The sequence below is a fragment of the Pararhodobacter sp. genome (assembly GCF_034676075.1).
In the GTDB taxonomy this organism is placed as follows: domain Bacteria; phylum Pseudomonadota; class Alphaproteobacteria; order Rhodobacterales; family Rhodobacteraceae; genus Pararhodobacter.
Genome location: NZ_JAUCCQ010000137.1, coordinates 1 through 10,876 on the forward strand (window position 1 = coordinate 1; position 10,876 = coordinate 10,876).

At 67.5% G+C, this 10,876-nt stretch carries 12 protein-coding genes; 5 read left to right on the plus strand and 7 right to left on the minus strand.

Going from position 1 to position 10,876, the window contains the following annotated elements:
* The coding region (gene guaB / locus VDQ18_RS20700) for an IMP dehydrogenase (RefSeq protein WP_323022772.1) at positions 1 to 962 on the plus strand (962 nt) is incomplete at its 5' end.
* A gap of 4 nt (positions 963 to 966) precedes the next feature.
* On the opposite strand, the gene VDQ18_RS20705 is transcribed toward guaB, so the two are convergent.
* Positions 967 to 1,173, minus strand: a complete 207-nt coding sequence (locus VDQ18_RS20705; protein ID WP_323022773.1) for a hypothetical protein — start codon at positions 1,171 to 1,173, stop codon at positions 967 to 969.
* 115 nt (positions 1,174 to 1,288) lie between these two features.
* On the opposite strand from VDQ18_RS20705, the gene VDQ18_RS20710 reads away from it, so the two are divergent.
* Entirely contained in the window at positions 1,289 to 1,603 is a 315-nt protein-coding gene (locus VDQ18_RS20710; RefSeq protein ID WP_107749792.1) for a DUF4389 domain-containing protein, read from the plus strand.
* 4 nt (positions 1,604 to 1,607) lie between these two features.
* Here the strand turns inward: VDQ18_RS20710 and VDQ18_RS20715 are convergent, their stop codons facing one another.
* The 3 genes from VDQ18_RS20715 to purC form a co-directional block, all read right to left on the minus strand.
* Positions 1,608 to 2,099: a DUF3237 family protein gene (locus tag VDQ18_RS20715; RefSeq protein ID WP_323022774.1), complete on the minus strand. Its 492-nt coding sequence runs from the start codon at positions 2,097 to 2,099 to the stop codon at positions 1,608 to 1,610.
* A 64-nt stretch (positions 2,100 to 2,163) separates the two neighbouring features.
* The gene (gene purS / locus VDQ18_RS20720; protein WP_107749794.1) at positions 2,164 to 2,403 is read right to left on the minus strand and encodes a phosphoribosylformylglycinamidine synthase subunit PurS; all 240 of its coding nucleotides are present in this window, start codon (positions 2,401 to 2,403) and stop codon (positions 2,164 to 2,166) included.
* 11 nt (positions 2,404 to 2,414) lie between these two features.
* Entirely contained in the window at positions 2,415 to 3,176 is a 762-nt protein-coding gene (purC, locus tag VDQ18_RS20725) for a phosphoribosylaminoimidazolesuccinocarboxamide synthase (protein ID WP_323022775.1), read from the minus strand.
* Positions 3,177 to 3,396: 220 nt separating this feature from the next.
* On the opposite strand from purC, the gene VDQ18_RS20730 reads away from it, so the two are divergent.
* The gene (locus VDQ18_RS20730) at positions 3,397 to 3,711 is read left to right on the plus strand and encodes a DUF1476 domain-containing protein (protein WP_323022776.1); all 315 of its coding nucleotides are present in this window, start codon (positions 3,397 to 3,399) and stop codon (positions 3,709 to 3,711) included.
* A 116-nt stretch (positions 3,712 to 3,827) separates the two neighbouring features.
* On the plus strand, positions 3,828 to 4,868 hold the full coding sequence (gene bmt, locus VDQ18_RS20735) for a betaine--homocysteine S-methyltransferase (protein ID WP_323022777.1): 1,041 nt from the start codon (positions 3,828 to 3,830) through the stop codon (positions 4,866 to 4,868).
* Positions 4,869 to 4,872: 4 nt separating this feature from the next.
* Here bmt and VDQ18_RS20740 read toward each other — a convergent pair whose 3' ends face one another.
* Entirely contained in the window at positions 4,873 to 5,256 is a 384-nt protein-coding gene (locus VDQ18_RS20740) for a nuclear transport factor 2 family protein (RefSeq protein WP_323022781.1), read from the minus strand.
* 104 nt (positions 5,257 to 5,360) lie between these two features.
* Between VDQ18_RS20740 and VDQ18_RS20745 the strand changes: the two genes are divergently transcribed.
* Positions 5,361 to 7,196: a M3 family oligoendopeptidase gene (locus VDQ18_RS20745; protein WP_323022778.1), complete on the plus strand. Its 1,836-nt coding sequence runs from the start codon at positions 5,361 to 5,363 to the stop codon at positions 7,194 to 7,196.
* 58 nt (positions 7,197 to 7,254) lie between these two features.
* Here VDQ18_RS20745 and VDQ18_RS20750 read toward each other — a convergent pair whose 3' ends face one another.
* Both VDQ18_RS20750 and VDQ18_RS20755 read right to left on the minus strand, forming a co-directional pair.
* The gene (locus tag VDQ18_RS20750; RefSeq protein ID WP_323022779.1) at positions 7,255 to 9,012 is read right to left on the minus strand and encodes a SulP family inorganic anion transporter; all 1,758 of its coding nucleotides are present in this window, start codon (positions 9,010 to 9,012) and stop codon (positions 7,255 to 7,257) included.
* Between the two features lie 36 nt (positions 9,013 to 9,048).
* Positions 9,049 to 10,728: a TIGR01244 family sulfur transferase gene (locus VDQ18_RS20755; RefSeq protein ID WP_323022780.1), complete on the minus strand. Its 1,680-nt coding sequence runs from the start codon at positions 10,726 to 10,728 to the stop codon at positions 9,049 to 9,051.
* Positions 10,729 to 10,876 lie beyond the last annotated feature (148 nt).

Genomic DNA, 10,876 nt, shown 5'->3' on the forward strand with positions numbered 1-10,876 from the left:
ACCGCGAGGAAGCGCGCAGCCTGATGCACGCCCGGCGGATCGAGAAGCTGCTGGTGGTGGACGACAAGGGCCGCCTGACCGGCCTGCTGACGCTCAAGGACACCGAACAGGCGGTCCTGCACCCGATGGCCTGCAAGGACGAGCTGGGCCGCCTGCGTGTCGCCGCGGCCTCGACCGTGGGCGATGCGGGCTACGAGCGTTCGGCGATGCTGATCGACGCGGGCGTCGACCTCGTGGTCATCGACACTGCGCACGGCCATTCCGCCTCGGTCGCCGAGGCGGTCGAGCGCGTGAAGGCCCTCTCTCACGCGGTGCAGGTCGTGGCGGGGAACGTGGCGACGGGTGAGGCGACCAAGGCGCTGATCGGCGCGGGGGCGGATGCGGTCAAGGTCGGCATCGGCCCGGGCTCCATCTGCACGACGCGGATCGTCGCGGGCGTGGGCGTGCCGCAGCTGACGGCGATCATGGATGCGGCCGCCGCCGCGGGCGACGTGCCGGTCATCGCCGATGGCGGCATCAAATTCTCGGGCGATTTCGCCAAGGCCATCGCCGCCGGGGCCTCCTGCGCCATGGTGGGGTCGGCCATCGCCGGCACGGACGAGGCACCGGGCGAGGTGATCCTCTATCAGGGCCGCAGCTACAAATCCTACCGCGGCATGGGCAGCCTCGGCGCCATGGCCCGCGGCTCGGCCGACCGCTATTTCCAGAAGGACGCGGCCTCGGACAAGCTGGTGCCGGAAGGGATCGAGGGGCAGGTGCCCTACAAGGGCCCGGCGGGTGCGGTCATTCACCAGCTCGTCGGCGGGTTGCGTGCGGCCATGGGCTATACCGGCAACGCGACCGTCGAAGAGATGCGCAAGGGCTGCAATTTCGTGAAGATCACCGGCGCGGGGCTGAGCGAAAGCCATGTCCACGACGTGCAGATCACGCGCGAGAGCCCGAACTACCGGCTGGGTTCGTAACCCCTTACAGGATCGCCAGCCAGATCCCGCCGCCGAACGCCGCGACGAGGATCACGAAGGCCAGGAACAGCACCAGCCCCTCGCGCCGCTTTTCGCCCGGCGCGGGTGGGGGCGGAGGGACGTAATCCGGGCTCTGGCGCCAGCGGCGTTCGGCCAGGCTCATTCTCACGCTGCGGTCGATCTTGCCCGGCCCGTCGATGCGTCGGTTCATCCGATCCTCCTGTCCGCACCAGCCTAGGCGAAGACCCTCCCGCCGCACAAGCGCCGGGCTTGCCGGGGCGGTCGCATTGCGCCACTCTGGCGCCCATCCACAGAAAGGCCCCGACATGGCAGAGCGCGCGCGCCAGCATCCGCATCTTGACGACGACAAGGCCGAACCGCCGGTCGAGGAAAGCTATCGTCAGCTGATCCCGCGCATCCTGTGGATCGTGGTGATCACCATGCTGATCAGCGTGGCGCAATCGCTGCTGTTCGCCGTGGCCGTCCTGCAGGTGGTGATCATGATCGCCAACAAGGGCCGCCCGAACGAGGAACTGGGCGATTTCGGCGCCATGGTCGGCGCCTGGGTGGCCAAGGCCGCGCGCTATCAATCGGCGGCGAGCGAGCAGAAGCCCTGGCCCTGGACGCCGATGGGGTCCTGAGGGCTCACACGCTGGCGTAATCGCCCGGGTGCTCCTCGACCAGCCAGACCCGGATCACCACCGCCGCGCGCTCGGGCCTTGCGCTGGCCATGGTGCCGACGAAGACCCGGCGGTTCAGCCAGCCCCAGCGGCCCTCGGGCGCGGTGACCTGCACCCGGCCGATGGCATAGCGCGGCCCGGCAACGCTTTCGTCGATGATCACCCGGTTGCGGATCGTCAGGATCGCACCGTCAGCCACCTGCATCTCATAGAGCGCATCGAGCTCGCGCGCGCCGTCCGGGCGCACCTGCTGGCGGTCGGCGCCGCCCGGCAGGACCGTGCCCGAGAGCGCCGCAAACCCCGGGCCGCCGCGGAACCGGCCGCCGGTGATCGGGATGATGCCGCGCGGGCCCAGCGGGCCGATGCCCAGATCGGTCCGGTCCTGCAGATCGACCAGCGCCTCCCACAGCAGGCGGGTTTGCGGCACGGGGGCGGGCAGTCGGTCGAGGATATCCATGGGCATTCCCGGGTAAGAAAAGGGGGGCGCTGGGCCCCCCGGTTCCGGTCTTGGCGGCGGCTGGTCAGACCAGCTCGACCTCGTAGCGTTCGATCACCGTGTTGGCGAGCAGCTTCTCGCACATCGCCTTGACCGCGGTCTCGGCCTTGGCGCGGTCGGTCTCGGCCAGATCCAGCTCGATCACCTTGCCCTGCCGCACCGCCTCGACCCCGTCGAAGCCGAGCGCGCCCAGAGCGTGGCGCACGGCCTCGCCTTGCGGGTCCAGCACCCCGGTTTTCAGCATCACATGCACGCGCGCTTTCATCGGCAGGTCCTTCAGTTCATCAGCTTCGGCTTGGTGATGGGCGCCACGTTGGTCGGCATGACCCCCAGACGGCGCGCCACCTCGGTATAGGCTTCGCTCAGATCGCCCAGATCGCGGCGGAAGACGTCCTTGTCCAGCTTCTGGCCGGTCTTGGCGTCCCACAGGCGGCAGCTGTCGGGGCTGATCTCGTCGGCGACGACGAGGCGCATGAAATCGCCGTCATAGATGCGGCCGATCTCGATCTTGAAATCCACCAGCTTGATGCCGACGCCCATCATCACGCCCGACAGGAAGTCGTTGACGCGCAGGGCCAGCGCCACGATGTCGTCCAGATCCTGATGCGTGGCCCAGCCGAAGGCGAGGATATGTTCCTCGCTGACCATCGGGTCATGCAGCGCGTCGTTCTTGTAGTAGAATTCGACGATCGGGCGGGGCAGGGGCGTGCCCTCCTCGATGCCCAGCCGCTTGGAGATGGAGCCCGCGGCGATGTTGCGCACCACGACTTCCAGCGGAATGATCTCGACCGCGCGGATCAGCTGTTCGCGCATGTTGATGCGGCGGATGAAGTGGGTCGGCACGCCGATGTCGTTCAGGCCGGTCATGAAATATTCGGACAGGCGGTTGTTCAGCACACCCTTGCCTTCGATCTGCGCCTTCTTGGCGCCGTCGCCGGCCGAGGTGTCGTCCTTGAAGTACTGAACAAAGGTTCCGGGCTCGGGGCCTTCGTAGAGGATCTTGGCCTTGCCCTCGTAAACCTTGGTGCGTCTTGCCATGTCAGATGATTCCCCGGGAGGCCCGCGGCAGGGGCGCAGGCGGCTGAAGTCAGGGTGCCTATACGCCATGCGGACCCGCCCCGCAAGCGCAGCGCCCGGCGACGGCGCGCCGCAGGCGGCAGGGGTGTTCCCCGTGCAAACAAGGCTTGCAGGCTGGGCCGTCTCCCCCCATATCTGGGGCGGAAACGACCCCGCGTCCGGTTTAAAGAGAGGCCCGCCCATGACCACCTTCGATGATCGCGAAAACGCCTTCGAATCCAAATATGCCCATGACGCCGAGATGGCCTTCAAGGCCGCGGCGCGGCGCAACAAGGCGCTGGGCGCCTGGGCGGCGGGTCTTCTGGGCCTGACGGGCGACGCGGTCGGCGCCTATCAGATGGAAGTCATCACCGCCGATTTCGAGGAAGAAGGCGACGCCGACGTGCTGCGCAAGCTGATCAAGGATCTGGAGGGCAAAGCCACCGAGGCCGAGATCCGCGCGCAGATGGCCGCCATCATGCTCGACGTGAAAGCCAAGATGGTGTCCGAGGGCTGAACCGGCCTCATGATCGTCATGCGCAGGGTGCATTTGCGCTGCGCTCGGCGATATGCGACAAGCCAGAAGATTGACGCGCCGCGCACCGCGGCGCGTTTTGCATTGCCGAGGTAGAGATGTCCGTTTCCCGCGACCCCCTGTCCGTCCTGCTGGCCGAACGCGGTTTCCTGTTGGCCGATGGCGCCACGGGGACCAACCTGTTCAACATGGGCCTCAGTTCTGGCGAGGCGCCGGAGTTCTGGAACACCGAATATCCCGAGCGGATCCGCAATCTGTATGCCTCGGCGGTCGAGGCGGGGTCGGACCTGTTCCTGACCAACACCTTCGGCGGCAACGCCAGCCGCCTGAAACTGCACGAGGCGCAGGGCCGGGTGCGCGAGTTGAACCGCATCGGCGCCGAGATCGGGCGCGAGGTTGCCGACAAAGCCGGGCGCAAGGTGCTGGTCGCGGGCTCGATGGGCCCGACGGGCGAGATCTTCGCGCCGATGGGCACGCTGACCCATGAGGCGGCGGTCGAGATGTTCCACGAACAGGCCGAGGGGCTGAAAGAGGGCGGCGCCGATGTCCTCTGGGTCGAGACGATCTCGGCGCCCGAGGAATACAAGGCCGCGGCCGAGGGCTGCTTCCTGGCGGGCATGCCCTTTGCCGGGACCATGAGCTTCGATACCGCCGGGCGCACCATGATGGGCGTGACCTCGGCCGATTTCGTCAAGCTGGTGGGCAAGCTGGCCCATCCGCCGGTGGCCTTCGGCGCCAATTGCGGCACCGGTGCCTCGGACCTGATGCGCACCATCCTCGGCTTCGCCGCGCAGGGGCCGGAGCTGCCGATCATCGCCAAGGGCAATGCGGGCATCCCGAAATACGTCGATGGCGCGATCAAATATGACGGAACGCCCTCGCTGATGGCCGATTACGCGGTGCTGGCGCGGGATGCGGGCGCCTCGATCATCGGCGGCTGCTGCGGCACGATGCCCGAACACCTGCGCGCCATGCGCGAGGCGCTGGACACCCGCCCGCGCGGCGAACGTCCGACGCTGGAGCAGATCACCGCCGCGCTGGGTCCGTTCAGCTCGGCCTCGGACGGGACCGAGGCGCCGGGCTGCGGCGATCCCACCCACAACCACGGCCGCGAACGCCGCGGGCGCCGCCGGAGCTGAGGCCTCAGACCTCTTCGACCAGCCGGTGAATGAGCCCGTCGGGGTGCTGCCGGAACGAGACGGCGCCCCGGCTGCGCCGCTCGACCCCCGGGCCCGGATGCTCGACCACGGCGATCTCGACCAGCGTCGTCTCCCCGGCGCTGCGGATCTCGCGCAGCTCCCAGCCGCGGCGGGTGGGGGCCTTGACCTCGCGCCCGATCAGCGCTGCCACGGCGGGCAGGCCGCGGGCCTCGGCGGTCACCGCGCCGTCGTCGATGCGGGTCAGGTGGATGTCTGGGGCCAGGCAGGCCAGCATCGCCGCCACGTCGCCCCGACGAAGGTGCCGATCAGCAGCGGCAGGTCCGGGGCGGGCGTGTCGGGCATCGGCGGCTCCTTGCAGGGTGGGGATTCAGTCTAGCGTGGCCCGGCGCCCAGTCCATCGCGCAAGGCCGCGCGCTTGCACGCCGGGGTCGCGGCGACTACATCTTGGCCAACCCAAAGAGAAGGTGACCCATGTTCCGACTGCCCGCGCTGACCGAGCTCCGCCGTTTCGATGCCGATCTGTCGGGAAAGGCGCTGGGAAAGCTGCCGGAATGGGACCTGACCGACCTCTACCCCGCGCCCGACGCGCCCGAGGTCATCCGCGACTTCGACTGGCTGGACAAGGCCTGCGCCGATTTCGCCGCGACCTATGAGGGCAAGCTGGCCGGGCTCGACGCCGCCGCGCTGCTGAAATGCATCGAGGATTACGAGGCGATCGACATCACCGCCGGGCGGCTGATGAGCTACGCCGGCCTGCGCTATTACCAGATGACCACCGACAGCGAGCGCGCCAAGTTCATGGCCGATGCGCAGGACCGGGTGACGGTGGCGACCACGCCGCTGGTCTTCTTCTCGCTGGAGCTGAACCGCATCGAGGATGGCCAGATGGAGGCGCTGCTCTCGGCCAACGCGGCGCTGAACCGCTACCGCCCGGTCATCGAGCGGATGCGCGCCATGCGCCCGCACCAGCTGTCCGACGAGCTTGAGAAATTCCTGCACGACCAGTCGACGGTCGGCGCCGCCGCCTGGAACCGTCTGTTCGACGAGACGATGGCGGGCCTGTCGTTCGAGGTCGAGGGCGAGGAAGAACCGCTGCCGCTGGAAGCGACGCTGAACCTGCTGACCGACCCGGCCCGCGCCAAGCGCGAGGCGGCGGCACGGGCGCTGGCCAGCGTCTTCGAGAAGAACATCCGCCTCTTTGCCCGGGTCCACAACACGCTGGCCAAGGAGAAGGAAATCTCCGACCGCTGGCGCAAGATGCCGACGCCGCAGACCGGGCGGCACCTGTCGAACCATGTCGAGCCCGAGGTGGTCGAAGCGCTGCGCGACGCGGTGGTTGCGGCCTATCCGCGCCTCTCGCACCGCTATTACGCGCTGAAAGCCAAATGGCTGGGGCTGGAACGGCTGGAAATCTGGGACCGCAACGCGCCGCTGCCGCTTGAGAACCCGCGCCTGATCGGCTGGGACGAGGCCAAGGCGACGGTGATGGAGGCCTACGGCGCCTTCGATCCGCGCATGGCCGAGCTGGCCGAGCCCTTCTTCGACAAGGGCTGGATCGACGCGGGGGTGAAGATGGGCAAAGCCCCGGGGGCCTTTGCCCATCCTACGGTCACCACCGTCCACCCCTATGTGATGCTCAACTACCTCGGCAAACCGCGCGACGTGATGACGCTGGCGCATGAGCTGGGCCATGGCGTGCACCAGCGGCTGGCGGCGGGGCAGGGGGAACTGCTGTCCTCGACCCCGCTGACGCTGGCCGAAACCGCCTCGGTCTTCGGCGAGATGCTGACCTTCCAGAAGCTGCTGGCCGGTGCCCAGACCAAGGCCGAACGCAAGACGCTGCTGGCCGGCAAGGTCGAGGACATGATCAACACGGTCGTCCGCCAGATCGCCTTTTACGATTTCGAGTGCAAGCTGCATGCCGCGCGGCGTGAAGGCGAACTGACCCCGGACGATATCAACGCGCTCTGGATGTCGGTGCAGGCCGAAAGCCTCGGCCCGGTCTTCCGCTTCATGGACGGGTACGAGACCTTCTGGTCCTATATCCCGCATTTCGTCCATTCGCCCTTCTACGTCTATGCCTATGCCTTCGGCGACGGGCTGGTGAACGCGCTGTACGCCGCCTATCGCGACGCGCCCGAAGGGTTCCAGGACAAGTATCTGGAGATGCTGAAAGCCGGCGGCTCGATGCACCACAAGGAACTGCTGGCGCCCTTCGGCCTCGATGCCTCGGACCCGGCATTCTGGGACAAGGGGCTGAGCATGATCTCGGGCTTCATCGACGAGTTGGAGGCGATGGAGGACTGAACCTCTCAGCCTCGCGCTTCAAGAAAAACGGCCCCCGATCCGGGGGCCGTTTCGCGTTTCAGGCATTGGCGGCGACGGTCGAGGGCGCAGGCACCGGCCGCGGCGCCCCGGTCAGGCTGCGCCAGGCGTCGTATTGCGACTGGAACACCCGGCCGTTCAGCTCGTCCAGGAAATGCGTCTTGTGCAGACGGTCCATCACCGGACCCTTCACCTCGGACAGGTGGAAGCCGATGCCCAGATCCTTGAGGCGAGTGTTGATCGCCTCCAGACTTTCCAGCGCCGAATAGTCGATGGCGTTGACGGCGGTGCACATCAGGACCACGTGGCGGATCGGGCAATCCTGGGCGATGCGGTCCTGCACCAGATCCTCCAGGAACCGGGCGTTGACGAAATAGAGGCTCTCATCCACCCGCAGGCTGAGGATCTTCGGATCCGTTTCGACCTTGTGGCGGTTGATGTTGCGGAAATGCTGGGTGCCGGGGACGAGGCCCACCTCGGCCACATGCGGGCGCGAGGTCTTGTAGAGGTGCAGGCCAATGGACAGGATCACCCCGGCCGACACCCCGGTTTCCACCCCGAAGCCCAGCGTCAGGAGGATCGTCGCGGCGACGGCGAAGAAATCGGCGCGCGAATATTTCCAGGTCTTGCCGAGGATCGAGAAATCCACCAGCGACAGCACGGCGACGATGATCGTCGCGGCCAGCGTGGCTTTGGGCAGGAAATACACCAGCGGCGTCAGCGCGACGGCGGCAATCGCCAGACCGACAGCGGTGAAGGCCCCGGCGGCGGGCGTTTCGGCGCCCGCGTCGAAGTTCACCACCGAGCGGGCGAAGCCCCCGGTCACCGGATAGCCGCCGGTAAAAGCAGCGCCGAGGTTGGCGGCGCCCAGACCGATCAGCTCCTGATCGGGGTCGATGCGCTGGCGCTTCTTGGCCGCCAGCGTCTGCGCGACCGAGATCGATTCCACGAAGCCGATGACCGAGATCAGGATCGCCGGCACCAGCAGCTGTTTCAGCAACTCGGGCGAGAAGGAAGGCATGGTCAGCGGCGGCAGCGATTGCGGCACCTCGCCCACCACGGCGACGCCGCGATCGGTCAGGCCAAGGCCCCAGGTCAGCAGCGTCGTCACCAGCACCGCCGCCACCGGCCCGGCCTTGGTCAGCACATCGGCCATCCGCGGGCCGAGGCCCAGCGCCCGCAGGCGCGGCTTCAGGCCCTTGCGGACCCAGAACAGGAAGGCCGTGGCGCTGAGGCCGATGGCCAGCGTGATCAGGTTGGTCTGACCCAGATGCGAGACCAGCGATTCCACCACTTCGATCAGCGTATCGCCCCCGCCGCTGATCCCCAGCACATGCTTCAGCTGGCTGGCGGCGATGAGGATGCCCGAGGCGGTGATGAACCCGGCGATCACCGGATGCGACAGGAAATTCGCCAGGAACCCCAGGCGGAACACCCCCATGGCCAGCAGGATCGCCCCCGACAGGAAGGCCAGCGTCAGCGCCGCCAGCGCATAGCCCATGGTCCCGGCCTCGGCCACCTGACCCACCGCCGCCGCGGTCATCAAGGACACCACAGCCACCGGCCCCACGGCCAGCGCCCGCGAGGTGCCGAAGATCGCGTACAGCACGATGGGCACGATCGAGGCATAGATCCCGGCCTCGGGCGGCAGCCCCGCCAGCAGGGCATAGGCCAGCGATTGCGGGATAAACATGATGGTGACGATCACCGCGGCGATCAGGTCGTTGGACAGCGCGTCGCGGTCATAGCGGCGGCCCCAGTCCAGCACGGGCAGGTATTTGGCAAGACGGAAGGACATGGTTCAGGCTTTCTGGGTCAGTCTCGGGTCGTAGGATCAGGCAGAGGGGGCGGTGACCTTTTCAGGCTTCACCATCCATTCCTTGCCGCGCAGCATGCCCCGCCAATAGACGGGCGGCAGCAGTTTTTCCTTGAGCAGCCAGGCGGCGCGGCTGGGTTTCGTGCCGTCGATGACGAATTTCGGGAAGGAGGGCAGCAGCGCCCCGCCATAGCCGAATTCCGCCAGCACGATCTTGCCGCGCTCCACCGTCAGCGGGCAGGAGCCATAGCCGTTGTAGATCGCGGACGGCGAATGCCCGTCGATGTCGTCGGCCACATTCTGCGCCACCACCGGCGCCTGCATCCGCGCGGCCGCCGCGGTCTTGGCATTGGGGGCGTTCATCACGTCGCCCAGCGACCAGATGTTGTCATAAGTCTTGTGCCTGAGCGTCGCCTGGTCGACATCGACCCAGCCCGCGGCATCGGCCAGGGGAGAGACGCGGATGAAATCGGGCGCGACCTGCGGCGGCACGACATGCAACATGTCGAAGTCTACCGTCACGGTGGTCGGCTCGGTATCGGGTTTGGCGACGCGGAAGGTGGCCTTGCGCGAGGGGCCGTCCACGGCGATGAGATTATGAAAGAAATTCAGGTTGATCCGGTATTTCTTCACATAGCTTTCCAGCGCCGGGACATAATCCTTGACGCCGAACAGCACCCCGCCTGCGTTGTTGAACTGGATGTCGATATCCTTGAGCACCCCGCGTTTCAGCCAGGCATCGGCCGACAGATACATCGCCTTTTGCGGCGCGCCGGCGCATTTGATCGGCATCGGCGGCTGGGTGAAGATCGCCCGCCCGCCCTTCAGCCCCTGCACCAGCTCCCAGGTATAGGGCGCGAGGTCGTAGCGGTAGTTCGAGGTCACGCCGTTGCGGCCCAGCGTCTCGTGCAGGCCCTCGATCCGGCCCCAGTCCAGCTTCAGACCCGGGGTGACGATGAGGCGGGTGTATTTCACCACCCGGCAACCATCCAGAATGACGGCATTGTTGGCCGGCTCGAAGGCCGCGACAGCCGACTTGATCCAGTGCACCCCGGCCGGGATCAGGCTGCCCATGGTCCGCGCCGTGGTCTGGGCGTCGAAGATGCCGCCGCCGACCATGGTCCAGCCGGGCTGGTAATAGTGAATGTCGGCCGGGTCGATCAGGGCGATGGAGAGGTCGGGCTTGCGCGCCTTCAGCGAGGCCGCGGCCGAAATCCCGCCCGCCCCCGCGCCGACGATCACCACGTCGAAACTGGCGTCGCCGGTGTCGGTGGGCGTCCGCCCGCCATTGGCGATGCGCCGCGCCACGCCGTTCATGTCATAGCCCGCGGCCTTGGTCGCGGCCAGGATCTCGGGCAGGGGGCGGGTCCTGGCCTCGGCCAGCGACCACAGCGTGGCCGAGCGGGTGCCGGTCCGGCAATAGGCCAGCACCGGCCCCGGCAGGTCGCGCAGCGCCGCGCCCATGGCCTCGGCGTCGGTGTCGCGCACCAGACCGGGGGTGACGGGGATATAGCGCGCCTCCATCCCGGCGGCCCGGGCCGCGGCCTCGATCTCGGTGAAACCGGGCTGGTCGGGGGCCTCGGCATCGGGGCGGTTGCAGACGATGGCGCGGAAACCCTGCGCGCGGGCTTCGGCCACGTCGGCCACAGAGATCTGCGGCGCGACCGAAAGCTTGTCGGAAATCTTCCTGGAATCCATGGGTCTTGTCCTTCCGAAGGCAGGGCCGGCGCCCAGCCGGGGCGCGTAAAGAGGCGTCTCAGCTACCGCTTTTGCCGCTGCCGGTCAGTGATCAAGTCACTAGATATACAGAAATTCGGATTTTGGAATATGTTTTTTCGGCCGGGAG